The organism is Promicromonospora sp. NPDC110617 (genome assembly GCF_055598465.1).
In genome coordinates, this window is sequence record NZ_JBVKBM010000002.1 from 713760 (window position 1) to 732588 (window position 18829).

23 protein-coding genes are annotated in these 18829 nt (G+C 72.2%); 10 read left to right on the forward strand and 13 right to left on the reverse strand.

The window, feature by feature from the left end; all coding sequences use genetic code 11:
• Positions 1 to 24 precede the first annotated feature (24 nt).
• Positions 25 to 855 (forward strand): 3-methyl-2-oxobutanoate hydroxymethyltransferase, encoded by an 831-nt coding sequence (gene panB / locus ACZ7LE_RS13905; protein ID WP_470403846.1) that lies wholly within the window; start codon positions 25 to 27, stop codon positions 853 to 855.
• A 64-nt stretch (positions 856 to 919) separates the two neighbouring features.
• Here the strand turns inward: panB and ACZ7LE_RS13910 are convergent, their stop codons facing one another.
• The gene (locus tag ACZ7LE_RS13910; RefSeq protein WP_470403847.1) at positions 920 to 1105 is read right to left on the reverse strand and encodes an SPOR domain-containing protein; all 186 of its coding nucleotides are present in this window, start codon (positions 1103 to 1105) and stop codon (positions 920 to 922) included.
• Between the two features lie 14 nt (positions 1106 to 1119).
• Here ACZ7LE_RS13910 and ppgK point away from each other — a divergent pair, with 14 nt between their 5' ends.
• A complete protein-coding gene (gene ppgK / locus ACZ7LE_RS13915; RefSeq protein ID WP_285104252.1) occupies positions 1120 to 1866 on the forward strand; it encodes a polyphosphate--glucose phosphotransferase in 747 nt (248 codons plus the stop codon).
• Between the two features lie 31 nt (positions 1867 to 1897).
• Here the strand turns inward: ppgK and ACZ7LE_RS13920 are convergent, their stop codons facing one another.
• Together ACZ7LE_RS13920 and ACZ7LE_RS13925 are read right to left on the reverse strand one after the other, a co-directional pair.
• Entirely contained in the window at positions 1898 to 2266 is a 369-nt protein-coding gene (locus ACZ7LE_RS13920; protein WP_397397297.1) for an STAS domain-containing protein, read from the reverse strand.
• 268 nt (positions 2267 to 2534) lie between these two features.
• On the reverse strand, positions 2535 to 2891 hold the full coding sequence (locus tag ACZ7LE_RS13925) for a DUF3467 domain-containing protein (RefSeq protein WP_285104248.1): 357 nt from the start codon (positions 2889 to 2891) through the stop codon (positions 2535 to 2537).
• A 261-nt stretch (positions 2892 to 3152) separates the two neighbouring features.
• Between ACZ7LE_RS13925 and ACZ7LE_RS13930 the strand changes: the two genes are divergently transcribed.
• Positions 3153 to 5276 carry a HelD family protein gene (locus tag ACZ7LE_RS13930; RefSeq protein WP_470403848.1) on the forward strand — a complete coding sequence of 708 codons (2124 nt, stop codon included), beginning with the start codon at positions 3153 to 3155 and terminating at the stop codon, positions 5274 to 5276.
• Here ACZ7LE_RS13930 and ACZ7LE_RS13935 read toward each other — a convergent pair.
• Complete coding sequence (locus ACZ7LE_RS13935; RefSeq protein ID WP_470403849.1) at positions 5273 to 5992, reverse strand: cation diffusion facilitator family transporter; 720 nt, start codon at positions 5990 to 5992, stop codon at positions 5273 to 5275. The two genes, ACZ7LE_RS13930 and ACZ7LE_RS13935, sit on opposite strands and share 4 nt — an antisense overlap.
• Positions 5989 to 6333, reverse strand: coding sequence for an ArsR/SmtB family transcription factor (locus tag ACZ7LE_RS13940; protein WP_470403850.1), 345 nt, complete (start codon positions 6331 to 6333; stop codon positions 5989 to 5991). The genes ACZ7LE_RS13935 and ACZ7LE_RS13940 overlap by 4 nt, the downstream gene beginning before the upstream one ends.
• Positions 6334 to 6500: 167 nt before the next feature.
• On the opposite strand from ACZ7LE_RS13940, the gene ACZ7LE_RS13945 reads away from it, so the two are divergent.
• The gene (locus tag ACZ7LE_RS13945; RefSeq protein WP_470403851.1) at positions 6501 to 7757 is read left to right on the forward strand and encodes an NAD(P)/FAD-dependent oxidoreductase; all 1257 of its coding nucleotides are present in this window, start codon (positions 6501 to 6503) and stop codon (positions 7755 to 7757) included.
• On the forward strand, positions 7754 to 8668 hold the full coding sequence (locus tag ACZ7LE_RS13950) for an RNA polymerase sigma-70 factor (protein WP_470403852.1): 915 nt from the start codon (positions 7754 to 7756) through the stop codon (positions 8666 to 8668). Before ACZ7LE_RS13945 ends, ACZ7LE_RS13950 begins: the two co-directional genes overlap by 4 nt.
• 22 nt (positions 8669 to 8690) lie before the next feature.
• Here the strand turns inward: ACZ7LE_RS13950 and ACZ7LE_RS13955 are convergent, their stop codons facing one another.
• Both ACZ7LE_RS13955 and ACZ7LE_RS13960 read right to left on the reverse strand, forming a co-directional pair.
• Positions 8691 to 9353 (reverse strand): histidine phosphatase family protein, encoded by a 663-nt coding sequence (locus tag ACZ7LE_RS13955; RefSeq protein ID WP_470403853.1) that lies wholly within the window; start codon positions 9351 to 9353, stop codon positions 8691 to 8693.
• Between the two features lie 52 nt (positions 9354 to 9405).
• Positions 9406 to 10233, reverse strand: coding sequence for an inositol monophosphatase family protein (locus tag ACZ7LE_RS13960; RefSeq protein WP_470403854.1), 828 nt, complete (start codon positions 10231 to 10233; stop codon positions 9406 to 9408).
• A gap of 67 nt (positions 10234 to 10300) precedes the next feature.
• Between ACZ7LE_RS13960 and ACZ7LE_RS13965 the strand changes: the two genes are divergently transcribed.
• Together ACZ7LE_RS13965 and ACZ7LE_RS13970 are read left to right on the forward strand one after the other, a co-directional pair.
• Positions 10301 to 11188 (forward strand): hypothetical protein, encoded by an 888-nt coding sequence (locus ACZ7LE_RS13965; RefSeq protein ID WP_470403855.1) that lies wholly within the window; start codon positions 10301 to 10303, stop codon positions 11186 to 11188.
• A 105-nt stretch (positions 11189 to 11293) separates the two neighbouring features.
• Positions 11294 to 12667, forward strand: a complete 1374-nt coding sequence (locus ACZ7LE_RS13970) for a glutamate decarboxylase (protein ID WP_470403856.1) — start codon at positions 11294 to 11296, stop codon at positions 12665 to 12667.
• Here the strand turns inward: ACZ7LE_RS13970 and ACZ7LE_RS13975 are convergent.
• On the reverse strand, positions 12661 to 13263 hold the full coding sequence (locus ACZ7LE_RS13975; protein ID WP_470403857.1) for a pyridoxamine 5'-phosphate oxidase family protein: 603 nt from the start codon (positions 13261 to 13263) through the stop codon (positions 12661 to 12663). The genes ACZ7LE_RS13970 and ACZ7LE_RS13975 overlap by 7 nt on opposite strands.
• Before the next feature lie 62 nt (positions 13264 to 13325).
• Between ACZ7LE_RS13975 and ACZ7LE_RS13980 the strand changes: the two genes are divergently transcribed.
• Together ACZ7LE_RS13980 and ACZ7LE_RS13985 are read left to right on the forward strand one after the other, a co-directional pair.
• Positions 13326 to 13838, forward strand: coding sequence for a GNAT family N-acetyltransferase (locus ACZ7LE_RS13980; protein WP_470403858.1), 513 nt, complete (start codon positions 13326 to 13328; stop codon positions 13836 to 13838).
• Positions 13839 to 13881: 43 nt separating this feature from the next.
• The gene (locus ACZ7LE_RS13985) at positions 13882 to 14442 is read left to right on the forward strand and encodes a hypothetical protein (RefSeq protein ID WP_470403859.1); all 561 of its coding nucleotides are present in this window, start codon (positions 13882 to 13884) and stop codon (positions 14440 to 14442) included.
• A 56-nt stretch (positions 14443 to 14498) separates the two neighbouring features.
• On the opposite strand, the gene ACZ7LE_RS13990 is transcribed toward ACZ7LE_RS13985, so the two are convergent.
• A complete protein-coding gene (locus ACZ7LE_RS13990) occupies positions 14499 to 15224 on the reverse strand; it encodes an AAA family ATPase (protein ID WP_470403860.1) in 726 nt (241 codons plus the stop codon).
• Positions 15225 to 15322: 98 nt separating this feature from the next.
• Between ACZ7LE_RS13990 and ACZ7LE_RS13995 the strand changes: the two genes are divergently transcribed.
• Entirely contained in the window at positions 15323 to 16084 is a 762-nt protein-coding gene (locus ACZ7LE_RS13995; RefSeq protein ID WP_470403861.1) for a hypothetical protein, read from the forward strand.
• Here ACZ7LE_RS13995 and ACZ7LE_RS14000 read toward each other — a convergent pair.
• The 4 genes from ACZ7LE_RS14000 to ACZ7LE_RS14015 all read right to left on the reverse strand — a co-directional run bounded on the left by ACZ7LE_RS14000 (position 16081) and on the right by ACZ7LE_RS14015 (position 18806).
• A complete protein-coding gene (locus ACZ7LE_RS14000; RefSeq protein ID WP_470403862.1) occupies positions 16081 to 16383 on the reverse strand; it encodes a hypothetical protein in 303 nt (100 codons plus the stop codon). The two genes, ACZ7LE_RS13995 and ACZ7LE_RS14000, sit on opposite strands and share 4 nt — an antisense overlap.
• A 125-nt stretch (positions 16384 to 16508) precedes the next feature.
• The gene (locus ACZ7LE_RS14005) at positions 16509 to 17132 is read right to left on the reverse strand and encodes a maleylpyruvate isomerase family mycothiol-dependent enzyme (protein WP_470403863.1); all 624 of its coding nucleotides are present in this window, start codon (positions 17130 to 17132) and stop codon (positions 16509 to 16511) included.
• A gap of 51 nt (positions 17133 to 17183) precedes the next feature.
• A complete protein-coding gene (locus ACZ7LE_RS14010) occupies positions 17184 to 18128 on the reverse strand; it encodes an SDR family oxidoreductase (protein WP_470403864.1) in 945 nt (314 codons plus the stop codon).
• A 54-nt stretch (positions 18129 to 18182) separates the two neighbouring features.
• Entirely contained in the window at positions 18183 to 18806 is a 624-nt protein-coding gene (locus ACZ7LE_RS14015) for an NADPH-dependent F420 reductase (RefSeq protein WP_470403865.1), read from the reverse strand.
• Between the last annotated feature and the right edge of the window lie 23 nt (positions 18807 to 18829).

The following is an 18829-nucleotide window of genomic DNA, read 5'->3' on the forward strand; positions in this document are numbered from 1 at the left end:
GGCCGTTCGAACCACAGGAGGACCATGTCCGCCCACACCTCACCCACTCAGGGTCCCAAGAGGGTCCGCGTGCACCATCTGGCTGAGGCCAAGGCCAAGGGTGAGAAGCTCGCGATGCTCACCGCGTACGACGCGGTGACCGCCGCGATCTTCGACGCGGCCGGCATGGACATCCTGCTGGTGGGCGACTCCATCGGGAACGTCATGCACGGGCACACCAGCACGATCCCCGTGACCGTGGACGACATGATCCCGGCCGCGCGCGCCGTCGCGCGGGCCACGAAGCGCGCGTTCGTGGTGATCGACCTGCCGTTCGGCTCGTACGAGGCCGGGCCGCAGCAGGCGCTGGAGACGTCGGTGCGGATCTTCAAGGAGACCGGCGCCGACGCCGTCAAGCTGGAGGGCGGCGTCCGGTCCGCCCCGCAGATCCGGGCGCTCACCGACGCCGGGATACCCGTCGTCGCGCACCTCGGCTACACGCCGCAGTCGGAGAACCTGCTGGGCGGGCCGCGCGTGCAGGGCCGGGGGGACGACGCCGTCGAGCGCCTGGCCGACGACGCGAAGGCGGTCGAGGAGGCCGGCGCCGTCGCCGTCGTGCTGGAGATGGTGCCCACCGACGTCGCCGCGCGGATCACGGAGATCGTGCGCATCCCGACCATCGGCATCGGTGCCGGGCCGCACTGCGACGGCCAGGTGCTCGTGTGGACGGACATGGCCGGGATGACGGACTGGTCGCCGAGGTTCGCCCGGCGCTACGCCGAGCTCGGCGCGGCGCTCCAGCAGGCCGCGGAGGACTACGTCTCCGAGGTCAAGGACGCCTCGTTCCCGGACGAGGCGCACTCGTTCGAGAAGTAGCCGCACGGGTCAGACGTACAGATCACCCGGGTGACCTGTACGTCTGACACGGCGGCGGCGGGCGCTAGTTCTTGCGCCAGTCCTCGTCCTCCTTGTCCCAGGACTCGTTGCGCGACCTGGCACTCTCCAGCGCCCGCTCGGCCTCCGCGCGGGTGCTGTACGGGCCCATGAGGTGCGACCAGGCCGAACGGCGACCCACTTCGACCGCCTTGGTCTCGGTGTTGTACCAGTACTGCTCGTCGGTGCTCATGAGACGATCCTGACATGAGCGACCTGGCGTTCGGCATCGACATCGGAGGTTCGGGGATCAAGGGTGCGCCCGTCGATCTCACGGCAGGCGAGTACGCGGAGAAGCGGACCCGCATCCCCACGCCCCAACCGTCCACCCCGCAGGCCGTGGCGGACGTGCTCGCGGAGCTCGTCGACACGTACCACCTGCCCGACGACGTCCCCATCGGCGTCGCCTTCCCCGCCCCGATGCAGCACGGTGTGGTGCGCTCCATGGCGAACCTCGACCAGTCCTGGACCGGCGTCGACCTGCCGGCGCTCGTGCAGCGCGTCACCGGGCGCCACGTCGTCGCGGTGAACGACGCCGACGCGGCGGGCGTGGGCGAGGTGCGCTACGGCGCCGCGCGCGACGCGGACGGCGTGGTGCTGGTGGCGACGCTCGGCACGGGGATCGGGTCGGCGCTCGTGGTCGACGGCGTCCTCGTGCCCAACACCGAGCTGGGCCACCTGGAGATCGACGGGCACGACGCCGAGTCGCGCGCGGCCGACTCCGCGCGGGAGCGCGAGGACCTGTCCTGGGAGGACTGGGCCGAGCGACTGCAGCGGTACTTCGGGGTGGTCGAGGACCTGATCTCCCCCGACCTCATCGTCGTGGGGGGCGGCGTGAGCAAGCACCACGAGAAGTACCTGCCGCACCTGCACCTGCGGGCGCCGATCGTCCCGGCGCAGCTGCGCAACGCGGCCGGCATCGTCGGGGCCGCTGCCCTGGCCGCCGGACGCTGAGGCGGGCGTCCGGCCCCCGGGCCGGGCGCGGTCAGGCCTCGCGCGCCGCGCCGCGGTGCGCGGGGTGCGCGAAGAGCGCGTCGACCCCGAGCATCTCGATGACGTTCCGGACCACCGGCGGCGGCTCCGGAAGGCTGACGGTCAGGCCCTCCTGCGTCCCGTAGGTGTACATCTGCATGAGGAACGCGACGCCGGTCGAGTCCATGAACGTCACCTTGGACGTGTCGATGACCACCGCCTTGGCCCGCTCGAGGGCATTGGCTATGGCAGCACTCGACTCACCGCGCAAAGAGACATCGATCTCTCCCCACATGCTCACGACGCTCGTGCGAGCCTGTTCCTCGAACAGGATCCCGCCCGTGCGCCCCCTGTTGTCGAATTCGGTGTTGCTCACTTGCATCGCCCCTGTTCATTGCTCCCCGACATGGCCGCCGGAACGGGTCACCCGACCCCCCGGGCAACTCTGGGAGATTGCAACGCCTTCGTCGCGATCACGGGCAGCCTACATCCGTGAAGATCGCAAGTGGAACAGCCTGGAAGGGTTACATTTCCAAGACCGCACTGGTATAACCCAGTATTTCTCCGGGCAAACTAGCACAAGACTCCCGGTCAGATCGGACATAAAGATACCGAGTTGGACATACGTCCAAGAAAAAAATTCACCGGAATCAATTCTCCGACGACCGATTGGGGCCGTCAGGGCCTTCGGAGGCACCGGGATTGCGAACGTTCGGTGCGCTTTCCTTCTCCCATGCATCGAGCTGCATGGTGAGTGCCTTGGCGAGCTCGAACACCTGCTGCGGAGGAATGCGCACGCGCGAAACCACCCGGCCCGGCACGGTGATCGACGTGACCTCGCCCGACTCCGGGTCCGAGACCGGGCTCGGCGGCTGCTTCACGGCGATGAAGTCCAGGATGAACGACGTCGGCGTGTGCCACACCGAGGCGAAGTCGGCGGGGACGCCGGTCTCCATCTCGTCGGGCACGTCGATCTGGAACTCCTGGGGCAGCTCGTCGGACGACACTGAGGCTCCTCGTTAGGCCGGGCGGTGCACCGACCGTACCGTGGGGCAGGTTGGCGCGACAGTGGAAACGGACTCGAAGGACATATGGTTCCTGACCGGCCGAGCTACCGACCTGGTCAAGAAAATATGCCGCCACGTTCAGGTCCCGGGCACTAGACTCACGCGGCCGTTCGCACGAGCGCCGCGCGCGACGAACAGCCGCACAGGCCCTGCTCACGCGCCCCGCTCACGCACCCCGCTCACACCCCTGGAGGACCTGCCATGCCCGCCGATGCGTCCGAGCTCGCCACGGAGCGGGAGTTCCTTGCCGAGGCCCGCTCACAGCTCGGCCGGATGCGCGACAAGGTCGCCGCGCTCGACGGCAGCTACGCGGGCGACTGGGTGAGCGCCGAGGTCCTGGAGGCCACGCTCGCGCGCCGGATGGAGCAGCTCACCGACGACCCGGAGATCCCGCTGTTCTTCGGCCGCATCGACCTCGCGGCCGGCGAGACCTTCCACATCGGACGCCGCCACGTGTCGGACCCGGACGGCGAGCCGATGGTCGTGGACTGGCGCGCCCCGGTGAGCACGCCGTTCTACCGCGCCACGGCCAAGGAGCCGATGGGCATCACGGCGCGGCGCCGGTACGGGTTCGCGCGCGGCCACCTGACGGCGTTCGAGGACGAGTCCCTGACCCGCGCCGATCTGGGGGCGCAGGGCGACGGCGTCGCGACGCACTCCGAGATCCTCGAGGCCGAGATCGAGCGCCCGCGCTCCGGCCCCATGCGCGACATCGTCGCGACGATCCAGCCCGAGCAGGACGTCATCGTCCGCATGCCGCTCGAACGCACGCTCGTGGTCCAGGGCGCGCCGGGTACGGGAAAGACGGCGGTGGGCCTGCACCGCGCGGCGTACCTCCTGTACGCGCACCGCGACCAGCTCACCCGCCGCGGCGTGCTCGTCGTCGGGCCGAACAAGAGCTTCCTGCGGTACATCCGCGACGTGCTGCCCGCCCTGGGCGAGATCCACGCGACGCAGGCGACCATCGAGGAGATCGTGAGCGGCCACGCCCCGGTCCGCGCCACGGACGCCGCCGACGTCGCGACCCTCAAGGGGGACGGGCGGCTCGCCGAGGTGCTGCGCCGCGCCGTCTGGTCGCACGTCGCGGCCCCGGAGGAGACCCTCGTGCTGCCGCGCGGCTCGTTCCGGTGGCGGGTCCCGGCCTACGAGGCGCGCGAGGCCGTGGAGCAGGTCATGGGCCGGAACGTGCCGTACGCGCTGGGCGCGGCCCAGCTCCGGCACGCGCTGGCGCACCGGGTGCTCGTCCAGATCGAGGAGACCGGCGACGCGCTCGACGACAAGGCCTGGGACGTGCTGGCCCGGACCAAGCCCGTCCGCGACTACGCGGCGGCCGTCTGGCCCGCGGTGGACCCGCGCAAGCTGCTGTTCCGCCTGTACTCCGACCCGGAGTTCCTGGCCGAGTGCGCCGAGGACGTCCTGACCGACGCCGAGCAGGCCCTCCTGACCTGGGCCCGGCCGCCCCGGGCCGCCGGCTCCGCCCGCTGGACGACGGCGGACCTCGTGCTGCTCGACGAGATCGCCGACCTGCTGGACCGGACCACGTCGGTGGCGCACATCGTGGTCGACGAGGCGCAGGACCTGTCCGCGATGATGCTGCGCTCCCTCGGCAGGCGCGCCGCCACCGGCTCGCTCACCGTGCTCGGCGACCTGGCCCAGGCCACGACGCCCTGGGCGGCACGTGACTGGGCGGACGTGCTGCGCCACCTGGCCAAGCCCGACGGGTACGTGGAACAGCTCACGGCCGGCTTCCGGGTGCCCGCCGACGTGATCGAGCTCGCGGCCCGGCTCCTGCCGAGCATCGCGCCCGGCCTGGAGCCGCCGACGGCGGTCCGGCGCACCCGCGGCCGGCTCAGGTTCACCACGGAGCCCCTCGACGACGTGCTGGTCGGCGTCGGCATCTCCGACCTGGAGGGCTCGGTCGGCCTCATCGTGCCCGACGCCGCCGTAACGGACGTCCGCGAGACGCTGGCCGCCGTCGGGCTCACGTTCGCCGTCGTGGGCGAGCAGGAGGACGCCGCCCCGGCCGCCGGAGACGACGAGCCGGACGACTCCTCGGAGTTCGACGTCCACCTGGACCTGGTGCCGGCGTCCCTGGCGAAGGGCCTCGAGTTCGACCACGTGGTGCTGCACGACCCGGCCGCGATCGTCGCGGCCGAGCCGAACCACGCCACGGGCCTGCGCCGGCTCTACGTCTGCCTCACCCGCGCGGTCACGTCGCTGGTGGTGCGGCACGACGGCGACCTGCCGCCGGAGCTCGGCGTCGGGGCGCCGGACCTCGGCACGGACGAGACCCCGGACGCGGCCGTGGCCGGCGTCGGGCGCTAGTCCCCGCAGCGGCAGCCGTCGTCGCCACACCCCTGCTCAGCCTGGGGCCCGGTCGTGGGCTCGCCCTCGCCCACGAGCTGGGCCACGGGGGTGCAGCAGGCGTCGCCGTGCCAGGCCTCCCAGCCCTCGCGGACGGCGAAGCCCGCGATGACGACCGCCGCGACCGGGTCGGCCCACCACCAGCCGAGCAGGCTGTTGAGCAGGAGTCCGACGAGCAGGGCCGCCGACAGATAGGAGCAGATCAGGGTCTGCTTGGAGTCGGCGACGGCGGACGCGGAGCCGAGCTCGCGCCCCGTGCGGCGCTCGAACCAGGACAGCCCCGGCATGACGACGAGGCTGACGGCGGCCAGGACGATGCCGACCGTGGAGTGCTCGGGCGAGGTGGCGCCCAGCAGGGCGCGGGCCGCGTCGACGGTGACGAACGCGGCCAGGCCGAAGAAGGAGAAGGCGATCAGCCGCATGGCGACCTTCTCGCGGGCGTGGGGGTCGCGGCCCGCGAACTGCCACGCGACCGCGGCGGCGGAGAGCACTTCGACGACCGAGTCGAGGCCGAAGCCGATCAGCGCGCTGGACGAGGCGATGCGCCCCGCGGTCAGGGCGATGCCCGCCTCGATGACGTTGTAGGTGATCGTGGCGGCCACGACCCAGCGGATGCGGCGGGTCAGGACGTCGCGGCGCGCGGCACTCAGGGGCCGGGGCACGGGGAGCGCGGTCATGCGCACGTGCAGTCGGGGCCGCAGCAGGCGGGGTCGACCGCCAGCACCAGGCCGAGCAGGTCGCCCAGCGCGGGCGCGAGCCGGGTGTCCGCGAGGCGGTACCAGGAACGCCGTCCGTCCTTGACGGACTCGACCAGCCCGCAGCCGCGCAGACAGGCGAGCTGGTTGGACATCACCTGCCGGGACACGCCCAGCGCGTCGGCGAGGTCGGACGGGTAGGCCGGCGCCTCGCGCAGCGCGAGCAGGATGCGGGTGCGGGTCTCGTCGGACAGCGCGTGCCCCAGCCGCGCGAGGGCGGCCGTATGGGTCAGGGTCACCGACGCGGCGATCGTCTCGGTCATGAGCGTGACAGTACACGGAATCATGTATTCACGGAACGCTGTACTCAGTCGCCCTGATCTCGCCGGCCTGTGTCGGGCGTCACACCCACCGGATGTCACGGACCGACGACCTGCCTCCATCTACCGGGCAACACCATCGAACGAGTCCGACCGAAGGAGCAGGAACCATGAGTGCACAGCGAACCGACGCCATCACCACAGCCACCGTCACCTCAGCCGCCGCCACGGCCACCGACGCCCCCACCGAGGCCGCCAGGCACCGGGTGGTGATCCTGGGAGCCGGGTACGCGGGCATGGCGGCGGCCGTGCAGCTCGCGGCCAGGACCCGGCGGCGGGGGGCGGTGCAGGTGACCGTCGTCAACGCGCAGGAGCGGTTCACCGAGCGGCTCCGGCTGCACATGACGGCGACCGGGCAGCCGCTCGCCGAGCTGAGCATCCCCGAGATGCTCGACGGCACGGGCGCGCGGTTCGTCCGCGGCTGGGTGACGGCGGTCGACGCCGACGCGCGGACGGTGCGGATCGACGACGACCGGGTGCTGCCCTACGACACCCTGGTGTACGGGCTGGGCAGCGGGGCCGACACCGCGCACGTCCCGGGCGCCGACGACCACGCCTACACCCTGAGCGGCGCGCAGGACGCCGAGCTGCTGGCCGACCGGCTGGGACAGCTCGGCGGCGGCACCGTCGTGGTCGTGGGCACCGGGCTCACGGGGGTCGAGTCGGCCGCGGAGATCGCCGAGCAGCGGCCGGACCTCGACGTCGTCCTGGTGGGCCGCACCGCACCCGGCGCCACGATGAACGCGAGGGCGCGGGCGTACCTGCGGGGCGCCCTCGACCGGCTGGGCGTCCGCGTCCGCACCGGCGCCGACGTGGTGCAGGTGCGGCCGGACGCGGTCGAGCTCGCCGGCGGCGAGCGCGTCGCCGCCGACGTCGTGCTCTGGACGGGCGGGGCGCGGGTGTCCCCGCTGGCCGCCGTCGCGGGGCTGGAGGTCGACGACCGCGGGCGGATCGTCACCGACGCGGCGCTGCGCTCCGTGTCGCACCCGGACGTCTGGGCGATCGGGGACGCGGCCGCGATCCGCCAGGGCTACGGCGTCATGCACGGCACCTGCCAGGGCGGCATGCCGACCGGCGTGCACGCCGCGCTCTCGATCGACCGGGTGCTGCGCGGCAAGGAGCCCAAGCCGTTCCGCTTCGGCTACTACCACACGCCGGTGAGCCTGGGCCGGGCGGACGCCGTGGTCCAGTTCACGCACCCGGACGACAGCCCGCGCCGGATCAGCCTGACCGGCCGGACGGCGATGCGGTACAAGGAGACCGTGACCGCATCACCCTGGCCCACCTACGGCCGCATGAAGAAGGTTCCCGCCTCCGGCGCGTTCTGGCCCACCGGCGGGCGCTTCACCCGGGAGGTGTCGCGGTGAACGACGTCGCACCCGGGCAGCAGGTCTTCCACGACCACCGCCGGCTGCTGTTCTCCGTGGCCTACCGCCTGCTGGGCAGCGCCGCCGACGCCGAGGACGCCGTCCAGGACGCGTGGATCAGGTGGTCCGCCGCGGACCGGTCCCAGGTGGCCGACCCCAAGGCCTACCTGACCCGGATCGTCTCCAACCTGGCGCTGGAGCGGCTGCGCTCCACCCGGCACCAGCGCGAGACCTACGTGGGCCCCTGGCTGCCCGAGCCGATCCTGACCGGCGGGGACGCGTCGGACGCCGCCGTGAGCGCCGAGTCGGTGTCGATGGCGATGCTGGTCGTGCTGGAGACGCTGAGCCCGCTCGAACGGGCGGTGTTCGTGCTCAAGGAGGTCTTCGGCTTCAGCCACGCCGAGATCGCCGAGGCCACGGAACGCACCGAGCCGGCGGTGCGGCAGGCGGCGCACCGGGCCCGCGAGCACGTGCAGGCCCGGCGTCCGCGGTACGGCGCCGACCGGGCCCGGCAGCGCGAGGTGACCGAGCGGTTCTTCGCGGCCACGACCGGCGGCGACCTCAACGCGCTGCTGGAGCTCCTGTCCCCCGACGTCACCCTGTGGACCGACGGCGGCGGCAAGGTTCGCCAGGCGCTGCGGCCCGTGGTGGGCGCGGACACGGTGGCCAGGTGGTTCGCCGCCCTGGGCACGGTCACCTACCAGGGCATCGACCCTGCCGACATGCGGGCGGAGCTCGTCGAGATCAACGGCGGGCCGGGCCTGCTGTTCAGCGGTGCGGGTCGGGTCATCTCCACGGTCACGTTCGACGTCGACGCAGAGGGCCGCATCGTGGCCATCCACAACGTGGCCAACCCGGACAAGCTCGGAGCCGTCGCCACGGGCGCCCGGTACGACGTCGGTACGACGTGAGCCGGGGCGCCGGTGGGCGGGGTCAGGGCTCGACGGGCTCCCCCGTCGGGTCCTCCCCCACCAGCGGCGCCAGCTCGGCCCCGCCCACGGGCTCGGCGTTCCAGGACGTCACGCGCCAGCCGCCGACGGGGTCGCCCTCGACCTCGACCAGGCCGGTGTTCGCCAGCGGCGTCCGTTCGGCGTGGTCGACGTCGATGTCCGTCGCGCGCGCCGCCGCCCACGCGCGGATCGCGGCGCCGTGCGAGACCACGAGGACGTTCTCGAGCCCCTGGGCGGCGAGCTGCCCGACGGCGTCGTCGTACCGGGCGAGGAACGTGCGGCCGTCCGGGCCGCCGGGCATCGCGCGGCCGACGTCGCCGCGCGCCCAGCCGAAGACGGTGTCGAGGTAGCGCAGGTGGGCCTCGTGCGCACCGGCCATCTCCAGGTCGCCGGCGTCGATCTCGCGCAGCCCGTCCAGCACCTGCGGCTCGATGCCGCGCTCCTGGGCGATGGGCGCCGCGGTGAACGCCGTCCGCACCAGCGAGGAGACGGCGATCGCGTCGATCTGCCGGTCGCGCAACGCCGCGGGGACGGCGGCGGCCTGCCGCTCGCCGAGCCGGGTCAGGCCCGGTCCGGGGTGTGCCGTGTCGAGCAGGCCTTCCACGTTCGAGGGGGTCTGTCCGTGGCGCAGCAGCAGAAGTCGCATGGGCGCATTCTCCCCGACGGCGCGGGTCCGGTCGGCACGCGGCGGGGCCGGCTCAGGCCTCGCCGCGGATCATCGACATCAGCAGCTGGTGGGTCCCGGCGCCGGCGGCCGCGACCAGCCCGCGGCTCGCGGGCCCGACCGGGTCGCCGTCGATCCCGGTGACCACGCAGCCGGCGGCCCGGCAGAGCGCGATGCCGGCGGCGAAGTGCACGGACCCGGCGAGGTCGGCGCCGTCGGTGACGTAGGCGGCCCGCTTGCCCGCCGCGACCCAGGTCAGCGCCAGGGTCGTGGACACGACGCGCGGCCGGAACCGTGCCACGAAGCCGGGACGAGCCAGCAGGTCCACGGCGCGGAAGCCCGGCGCGCTCGGGAAGGGCGGGTCGAGGTTGACGTCCACGAGCCGGGTGGCCGACGTCGGCGCCAGCGGCTCGGCGACGTCGTCCCGCAGCACCCAGGCGGTCTCGCCGTCGGTGACGAACACCTCGCCGCTGAAGGGGTCGGCCACGGCGGCCGCCCTGTCGCGCAGCGCCCCGTCACCCAGCGCGACGTTGACGGCCACCAGCATGCTGCCGGCGGCGTAGTTCAGCGTGCCGCACAGCGGATCGACCAGCCACCGGCGCGCGGACCCGGCCGCGCCGTGCTGCCCGCTCTCCTCGCCGAGCACCGCGTCGTCGGGGCGGACGGAGCGGAGGACGCCGAGGATCGCCTGCTCGGCCTCGACGTCGGCGGCCGTGGCGAAGTCCCCGCCGCCCTTGTCGACCCGCGCGAGCCGCCGGCCGTACAGGGAGCGCACCACACGCGCGCCGGCCCGGGCCGCGGCGGCCGCCACACCGGCGTCGTCGAGAGTCGGGTGGTCGGGGCTCGCGTACGGGGTGGCCATGTCGCGGAGCGTAACGGCCGGTACGGCGCGCGAGGCCCGCGCGGCGTCCCGGTGCTAATTTCGGAGGGTGGCTGACGACGCGCCGCACGGCCCGCGGATCGCCCGTCCGGCGCGGTGGGCGCTGGGCCGGGTCGAGCGTTCGGGCGGGTTCGTCACCCGGATGACCTGGCACCTCGTCGACGGCTCGTCCGTCCGATGGGCGTCACGGGCGGCCCGGCGCCGCGGCCGGGTCGAGATCCGGGACGCCGACGGGCACGTGACCCGCGTCGTCGGCGCCGAACCCGCGACCGCGACCCGGCTGGCCCGGGCGAACCTCGCCGCGGGGATCGCCTTCATGATCGGCGGGTCCCTGTTCGCCCTCGGCCCCCTCCTGGCCCAGCTCGGCGTCGGCAGCGTCCGCGGCGTCGACATGGTCTACCTCGTCGGCGGGGTGTTCTTCAGCACCGGCGGCTACGTCTCGGTGGTGCAGGCGTCGAACATGCCGACCGACATCGACGAGCGCGGCATGCTGCGCGCCACGACGTGGCGATGGTGGGCGTGGCGACCCCGCCAGATCGGCTGGCTCAGCGCGGCGGTGCTGTTCGCCGGGACCCTGTTCTTCGCCGTCAGCCTCGTCGCGGCGTTCGCGTCCGACCTCACCGCGCGGCAGTCCAACGGGTGGATCTGGTTCCCGGACATCGTGGGGTGCATCTGCTTCCTCGTCTCGGGGCACCTCGCCCTGGTCGAGGTCTGCCACGGGCGCATCGGGCCGCGGCCCCACGAGCTCGGCTGGTGGGTGGTGGCGGTCAACCAGGTCGGCTCGGTCTTCTTCTTCCTCGCCGGGCTCGCGGCGTTCACCCGACCGGCCACGTCGACCGTCGTCGACCTGGGCATGGTCAACTGGGGCACGTTCGCGGGGGCGGTCTGCTTCGTCGTCGGCGGGGCGCTGCAGCTCGCGGAACGCCCGGACCGCTGACCCTGCGAGCGCCGCGCGCACCGACGCCGCGAGCCCCGTGCGCCCGGGCCAAGTTCGCCCGGCCCCGGGTCGCCGGGGTCAGGGCGCCGTGCTTGACTCGAAAACATGGCCACGCGCGACGAGCGCACGACGGCGCTCTACGGCAACCGATTCCTCACCGAGGAGGCACCCTCCACGGTGTTCCCGGCCACGGGGATGAGTCCCACCGACACCATGCGGATGCTCGGTGAGGACCTGGCGCTCGAGGGCGACCCGATGCGCAACCTGGCGACCTTCGTCACGACCTGGATGGAGCCCGAGGCGCAGCGGATCATCGCCGAGAACCTGCACCGCAACTTCATCGACCACGCGGAGTACCCGATCTCCGCGGAGATCGAGCAGCGGTGCGTGCGGATGCTCGCGGACCTCTTCCACGCCCCCGGGGAGACCACCGGGTGCCGCACCCAGGGCTCGTCCGAGGCGATCATGCTCGGCGCGCTCTCGCTGAAGTGGAAGTGGAAGGAGCGCCGGGAGGCGGCCGGGCAGCCCGTCGACCGCCCCAACCTGGTCTTCGGCGGCGACGTGCACGTGGTCTGGGAGAAGTTCTGCCGCTACTTCGACGTCGAGCCCCGGATCATCCCGCTGGCGAAGGACAAGTACACGATCGGGCCCGACGACGTCGCCCCGTACCTCGACGAGAACACGATCGGGGTCGCCGCGGTGCTCGGCACCACCTTCACGGGGCACATGGATGACATCGTGGGCATCAACCGGCTGCTCCTGGACGTCCGGGCGGAGCGTGGGCTCGATATCCCGATGCACGTCGACGGCGCGAGCGGCGGCTTCGTCTGGCCGTTCCTCTACCCCGACTCGGCGTGGGACTTCCGGCTGGAGCAGGTCCGGTCCATCAACGTGTCGGGCCACAAGTACGGTCTGGTCTACCCCGGTATCGGCTGGCTGGTCTTCCGCGAGACGTCGGACCTCGCGAAGGACCTCGTGTTCTACGAGAACTACCTGGGCAAGACGGATGCGACCTTCACGCTCAACTTCTCGACCGGCGCGGCCATGGTGCTGGCCCAGTACTACAACTTCGTGCGCCTCGGCCGTGAGGGCTACACCTACGTGATGAAGCAGATGCAGCAGAACGCCCGGGTGCTGGCGACCAACCTGCGCGCCACGGGGCGGTTCGAGGTGATCGGCGACGACGCCGAGCAGCTGCCGCTGGTCGCCTTCCGGCTGGCGGGCGACCACGTGGGGTACGACGAGTCGGACATCGCCTGGCAGCTCTCGGCGGAGCGCGGCTGGATGGTGCCCGCGTACACGCTGCCGCCGGACGCGCAGGACGTGAAGATCCTCCGCGCCCTGGTCAAGGAGACGATGAGCCGGGCCCAGGTGGACCGGCTGACCCAGGACATCGAGGACGCCTGCACGACCCTCGACCTCAAGGGCGGCGCGCACCCGATCGAGCGGCTGCAGGCCAAGACCGGTACGGGCTACTGACGCGCGGGGGCGGGGTCGACGGCGGGGTCGACGGCGGGGTCGTCTGCCGGGTCGTCGTCGTAGGCCCGGAGGCCGTCGATGCTCGTCAGGTTCTTGCGGCGCCGGTACTCCTGCTGTCCGGCCTCACCCTTGCGCTCGAAGTAGGGGCCCATGAGGTCCCGCTCGCCCTCGTACGCCATGAGCGGCACGCCCCAGCCGCAGCTGTCGGAGACGCGGTCGACGTCGACGACGATGACCGCGCGAGCGCCGGGCACGTTGATGAAGCCGCCCGCGAGCGCCGCGTACCCGTCGTCGTACCGGGTCACGACGCGGCCGGTGCCGTGCAGCCGGACGATGTTCGGCGGGCCGTCGAACGCGCAGAACATGAGGGTGACGCGGCCGTTCTCCCGCAGGTGCGCGATGGTCTCGCTGCCGCTTCCGGTGGCGTCGAGCCAGGCGAACGTGTGGTCGTCGAGCACGCCGAAGGTGCCGGGGACGCCGCGGGGCGAGAGGTTGACGTGGCCGTCGGCGGCCAGGGGCGCCGTCGCCACGAAGAACATGGGCTGCCGGTCGACGAACTCGCGCAGCCGGCCCTCGATGCGTTCGTGCAGCTTCATGACGCGCATGCTGCCACGCGGGGCCGCGCTCGTGCTGGCGTGTCCGGGCTAGGGTCGGTCGCATGTTCGTGCTGGAGACCGATCGCCTGCTGCTGCGGCCGTGGCGCGTGTCCGAGGCCGCCGTCCAGCACGAGATGTGGACCGAGCGCGACCCGCGGGTGCCGCCGCACCGGCGGATCGGCGCCGACGGCCACCCCACCGTCGAGGACGTCGAGCGCTGGATCCGCGACAGCGCCCCGCCGGGGTCCCTCGGGCTGCCGGCGCTGGAGGTGAAGGCGACCGGCGACGTCGTCGGGTATTGCGGGCTGATCGCGAACACGCACGGGCGGGAGGACGAGCCGGAGCTGGCGTACGAGCTGCTGCGCCGCGCCTGGGGCCAGGGGTACGCGACCGAGGCCGCGGGGGCGGTGCTCGCCTGGGCGCGGGAGTCGGGCTACCGGCGGCTGTGGGCCACGGTGCGGGACTGGAACGTCGCATCCCTGCGGGTATTGGCGAAAGTCGGGTTCGTGGAGTCCGGCCGCGTGGAGAAGGACGCCGTGCACGGGGACTCGCTGTTCCTGACGACGGAGCTGTGACCCCCCGGAGGCGTGTCAGTGGTCGGCCCTACGATCGCGGGTCATGGGCATCTACTTCTCCATGTACCCCGTCGACCCCGCCGTGGTTGAACGGACAGAAGAGTGGCTCGACGAGTACACCGAGGAACGGGACGATGCGTTCTGGGCCTGGAACCAGGACGAGTCAGCGGCGACGGACGATCCGCGCAGCTACTACGTGCTTCAGTATCAGCACCATTACGTGAACGTGATCAATCCATACCTTGAGGCGGCATACCGAATCGATCCGTACTCCTGGTTCGCCGGCGAACAGGTCAAGTACGGCGAGGACGAGTACAGCGAGTGCTACTTCATCACATCGCCCGAGGAGGTTGCTGCGCTCGCCGCCACGCTCTCGAAACCGGCCAAGGACGTACGCGAAGAGCTGGACGCCTTCGCCCGTGACAACCTCGACATGGTGGGCAGCTCGACGCCGTTGGAGGGCTACCAGGCCATCGGCACGACCCAACCAGGGACGGTCGACCAGTTCTGGGAGCTGATCGATGCCCTCCACGTCGAGCTGCGGACCTTCTACCAGCGAACAGCCGACAGCGAGCAGGCGATGATCGGCCAGTTCAGCGGATGACCCGCCGCCCTTGGTAGTAGTCGTCCTCGAGCGGGACGAACGGCGGTGTCGGCCGGTCAGACGGCGTCGAAGAATGTCTCCGGGCGGCCTAGGAACCTCTTCCAGAGCGCGACCGACTCCAGTTCGGACCACGTGCGCTCGGCGATGCCGTGGTCGGTCATCTCCAGGATCTGCGCCCCGGGGAGCGCCGCGACCAGCGGTGAGTGCGTCGCGTAGATCACCTGGGCGGCGTGGTCGGCCACCAGGTCCTGCAAGCGGTACAGGAGCTGCAGCGTGGACTCGAACGACAGCGGCCCCTCGGCCTCGTCGAGCAGGTAGAGGCCGGGGCCGCTGAACCGCCCCGAGATGGCCTGGAGGTAGGACTCGCCGTGGCTGACCTCCGTCGACAACCGGTCGCCGTAGCCGCTCACCCCGGCGCCGGTCATGAACTCCAGCATTCCTGCGGCCGTCTCGGCGCGCAGGTAGAAGCCCTTCGCCTTCTGCCGGAGCATCCGGGACCCGGCGATCGTCCGGTCCAGGACGAGCGCTTCGCCGAGCGGGCTCGTGTCCAGCTCGCTCGCGTACCTGCGACCGCCGTGGCCGCCCCGCACGTCGATCCCGTACTGCTCCGCGATCGCTTCGAGCACGGTGGACTTGCCGGACCCGTTCGCCCCCATCAGGACCACGATGCTGCTGGTCAGCCGCACGCCACGCGCGGCGATCTCGGCGACGGCGGGTACGGTCCACGGCCAGGCGCCGTCGTCGACCAGGGCGGGCCGGACGCTCACTCGCTCGATCAGCACCCCGCCAGGGTAGCGACGCCGGGACCGTGCGCCGGCGTCGGCCGCCTGTATCTCGACAAGACCTCGCTTTCGCGGCATATGCCCGTATCCTCGCGATGGTGGACACCCAGAACAGTCCGCCGGGCCGCCGGGCGGGCTGGTTCGGCCAGCACTCGGTCGCCGTGGTGGCGGCCGTCGTCGCCGCGGTACTCGGCGGCGTGGCGACGGCCTGGGGCGAGAACCTGTTCACCCCCGGCGCGTCGGACTCCGGGGCGCAGGTCCAGGTGCTCGAGGCGAGGATCAGGGACCTGGAGGCGGCCAACCGTGAGCTCGCGGACGACCTGACGGCCCAGCGCGACCTGAACGAGGGCCAGCGCGCCGAGCTGGCCGACCTCGACGCGCAGAACCAGCAGCTGGCCGAGGAGAACGATCGCCTGCGCGAACAGGCGAGAACAAGCGACGGCGCCGGGACCGATGGTGACGACGGCGCGGCGCCGGACGAGTCCGGCGGGGGCGCTTCCCCCGTCGTCTCGGGCATCAGGCGCGAGACGGACGCGCCCGTCCAGGTGATGCTCCACACCTGCCTCGACCTGGACACCACGTCAGCCGGCTGGGGCGCGGCGTCGGTCCCCCAGGACCTCTGCTACGGCGACGCCGGCGTCGAGGGCGCGCGTCTCACGATCATGAACGGCGCGCCCAGCCGGGCGGACTGCGCGGCGCAGACGACCTGGCAGCAGACCATCGCCACGGACGCGGTGGCCGAGGGGATGCACCTCTGTGTGCAGACCAACGAGCGCCGGACGGCGTACGCGCACATCGCGGCGGTCAACCCCGACGCCGAGACCGTCGCGTTCGACCTCGTGGTCTGGGAGTCGAGCTAGCGCCGCTGCCCGTTGAGCACGGCCTTCGCCGTCCGGTCGATGTTGTCGGCGAGCTGGTAGACGCCGACGACGAGCTGGACGACACCGACGACGACCGCCGCACCCCCGATGAACAGGAAGAGCGAGAACCCCGCTCCGCTGCCCGTGCCGGCGAGCAGACCTGCCAGGAAGACGATGACCCCACCCCCGAGGACCATGCAGAGCCCGATCGTGAGCGAGGTGGCCGAGCTGTGCACGACCTGCTTCGGGGATGCGGTCCTCGGGGCGGCGCCCGACGCGTCGCTCATCTCGTCGCTCATGGGGTGAAGCGTGCCACCGAAACACCCGGGAATCGACGGAAGTACGGCCAAGAGAGCAGCCCGGGCTCGCCCTCTCGCTCGACGGTGGCCCGTGCGACGGCGTTGCGGTCAGCGCGATGCCGTCGTCACGCCCCCAGCCGCCGGCTCAGCACCGGCACACCGCCGCCCTCCAGGTCCGCCAGTACCTCGCGCCACCCCGCCATCGCCATGACCAGAGACAGCAGCGGTCCGGTGGCCGCAGGCCCGTCGCCCGTCCGGAACTCCGCGTCCGTGGCCGTCAGCCGGAGCCCCTTGACCAGCGACCTGCTGTTCACCGCGAAGTCCTTGGCCGCGAAGAACCGCGCCACCAGGAGCAGGCCCTCGGCGTCCGGCTCGTGCCTCAGCCCCAGGGGGCGGCGGATGTCCTCGGCGTGCACGACCAGCTCGCCCAGCCCGGCCACGCTCTCCCTCCGGGGCAGGGCAATCGGCCCGACGGCGGCGTAGCGCTCCAGCGTCTGCGCGGACGAGACCCCGCGGAACTCCGCGAGCCGCCGTTGGTTGTGCACGTCCGCGTCGAAGCGGGCGCTGGCGATGCTGCGCAGCCAGCCCCAGAACGTCAGCCCTGATGCGGCACCCAGGTGCGCGACGACGTCCTCGACGTCCCAGTCGCCGCACAGCGTCGGCGAGCGCCACTGCTCCGGCGTCAGCGAGCGCAGGTCGGCGACGAGTGCGGCGTGCTCCCGCTCCTGGATCTGGGACGGTCGGGTCATGGCGGACAGTCTAGGAACAGGGCACGCGTCGTGGTCCGGGCTCCTCGCCGGTCAGCCCGTCGGGAAGTAGTGGCCGTTGTCCAGATCAGCGAGCAGGCCGGGCCGCATGGGCGCCCAGCCAAGGGTCCGGCGGGTGATGAGGTTGGACGCCGGGTAGCTCTGCGTAATCACGTTCGTGAGGAACCCGAAGTGTCCGGGCAGCATCAGCTCGTCCAGGGGCACACTCACGGCGGGCAGGGCCAGTCGACTGCCGATGGCCTCGGCGATCTCCCGGACCGGGATGCCCGCGTCCCCGACGGCGTGCCAGTACCTGCCGGCCGGGCCTTTCTCCAGCGCCAGGCGGAACAAGGAGGCGACATCACGGACGTGCACGGCGTTCCACAGGTTCGCGCCGTCTCCGGGATAACCGGCAAAGCCCTTCTCCTTCGCGAGCGCGATCAGCATCGGAAGGAATCCGGCACGATCGGTCGTGCTGTGCGCGATGTTGGCGATCCGCACGACCGAGGACCGCACTCCCCGCTCGGCGAGTCCGAGCACGGCAGCCTCCACGACGTTGCGAGCCCGCAGCGTGCCCCTGTGCTCGTCGCCGACGGGAAGGGCGGGGTCGGCCTCGGTGGCCGGTCGGCTCAGGCTCCGTCCGTTCCCGGGCGATCCGATGCTCCCCGCCGCGACCAGGGGCTTTCCGGTTCCCGCGAGCGCCTCGCCGTACGCGAGCACGAGGGGGAGCTCCGCGGCGGCCACGGCGTCGATCCCACCGGACGGCAGCAGGTCCTGCCGGTGCGCGACATGGATGACGCCGTCTGAGTCCGCGGCCGCCGCCTTGAGCCCGTCGGGGTCCTGGAGGTCGCCGCGGCGCACCTTGGCGCCGAGCGCGGACAGCGCCGCCGCGGCCGTGTCCGACCGGGCGAGGCCGGTGACCTCGTGCCCGGCAGAGACGAGCTCGGGGATGATGTACGAACCGGAGTGGCCGGTCCCGCCGGCGACGAAGACGCGCATGCTGCTGCTCCCTGTGAGTGTGCGGGTGAGTTATCGGGTGTTGTGCGTGGGGGCTCAGCCGGTGAACTCGTCGACGCCGAGGGCGAAGTCCCAGTGGCCGACGCCGTTGCCGGCGAGGCTCACCGTGACCAGGCCCATCCCTTCCAGCCAGTGCGCCATCTTCAGCCCGCCGACGTCCAGCGGGCGAAGCCCGATACTCTCGACGAACGCGGCCACGCTGGCCTTGGCCTGTGCGTCGTCGCCGGCGATGAAGACGCCGGGCCGGCCCTGCTCCAGGACATTGCGGAAGATCGTGTTGAACGCCTTCACGACGCTCGCGCCGGCCGGCGCCACCTTGGCGACCTCCTGTGCGATCGAGGTCTCCTCGCCGTGGGCCAGCCCGTCGAACGTGGCGTTGAAGGGGTTGCTGATGTCGACGATGACCTTGTCCGCCAGGGCTTCCCCGTACTCGGCGACGACAGGGACGACGCCGTTGTGCAACAGGGCCGTGATGACGATGTCCCCGGCCGGGACGGCGCCCCACGTGCCCGCCGTCGTGCCGCTCCCTAGTGCCCTGGCCAGGTCATCGGCCTTGGACTGATCGCGTCCCATGACCTCGACGGTGTTGCCGCCCGCGACCGCGAGCGTGCCGATGGCGCGGGCCATGTTCCCCGTGCCGATGAGGGTGATGCTGCTCATGAGGCGTGCTCTCTTCCTGGTGC

Coding starts and splice junctions, on each gene's coding strand:
- panB (WP_470403846.1), top strand. CDS start 25: ATGTCCGCCCACACCTCACCCACTCAGGGTCCCAAGAGGGTCCGCGTG.
- ACZ7LE_RS13910 (WP_470403847.1), bottom strand. CDS start 1,105: ATGAGCACCGACGAGCAGTACTGGTACAACACCGAGACCAAGGCGGTC.
- ppgK (WP_285104252.1), top strand. CDS start 1,120: ATGAGCGACCTGGCGTTCGGCATCGACATCGGAGGTTCGGGGATCAAG.
- ACZ7LE_RS13920 (WP_397397297.1), bottom strand. CDS start 2,266: ATGCAAGTGAGCAACACCGAATTCGACAACAGGGGGCGCACGGGCGGG.
- ACZ7LE_RS13930 (WP_470403848.1), top strand. CDS start 3,153: ATGCCCGCCGATGCGTCCGAGCTCGCCACGGAGCGGGAGTTCCTTGCC.
- ACZ7LE_RS13935 (WP_470403849.1), bottom strand. CDS start 5,992: ATGACCGCGCTCCCCGTGCCCCGGCCCCTGAGTGCCGCGCGCCGCGAC.
- ACZ7LE_RS13940 (WP_470403850.1), bottom strand. CDS start 6,333: ATGACCGAGACGATCGCCGCGTCGGTGACCCTGACCCATACGGCCGCC.
- ACZ7LE_RS13945 (WP_470403851.1), top strand. CDS start 6,501: ATGAGTGCACAGCGAACCGACGCCATCACCACAGCCACCGTCACCTCA.
- ACZ7LE_RS13955 (WP_470403853.1), bottom strand. CDS start 9,353: ATGCGACTTCTGCTGCTGCGCCACGGACAGACCCCCTCGAACGTGGAA.
- ACZ7LE_RS13960 (WP_470403854.1), bottom strand. CDS start 10,233: ATGGCCACCCCGTACGCGAGCCCCGACCACCCGACTCTCGACGACGCC.
- ACZ7LE_RS13970 (WP_470403856.1), top strand. CDS start 11,294: ATGGCCACGCGCGACGAGCGCACGACGGCGCTCTACGGCAACCGATTC.
- ACZ7LE_RS13975 (WP_470403857.1), bottom strand. CDS start 13,263: ATGAAGCTGCACGAACGCATCGAGGGCCGGCTGCGCGAGTTCGTCGAC.
- ACZ7LE_RS13980 (WP_470403858.1), top strand. CDS start 13,326: ATGTTCGTGCTGGAGACCGATCGCCTGCTGCTGCGGCCGTGGCGCGTG.
- ACZ7LE_RS13985 (WP_470403859.1), top strand. CDS start 13,882: ATGGGCATCTACTTCTCCATGTACCCCGTCGACCCCGCCGTGGTTGAA.
- ACZ7LE_RS14000 (WP_470403862.1), bottom strand. CDS start 16,383: ATGAGCGACGAGATGAGCGACGCGTCGGGCGCCGCCCCGAGGACCGCA.
- ACZ7LE_RS14005 (WP_470403863.1), bottom strand. CDS start 17,132: ATGACCCGACCGTCCCAGATCCAGGAGCGGGAGCACGCCGCACTCGTC.
- ACZ7LE_RS14010 (WP_470403864.1), bottom strand. CDS start 18,128: ATGCGCGTCTTCGTCGCCGGCGGGACCGGCCACTCCGGTTCGTACATC.
- ACZ7LE_RS14015 (WP_470403865.1), bottom strand. CDS start 18,806: ATGAGCAGCATCACCCTCATCGGCACGGGGAACATGGCCCGCGCCATC.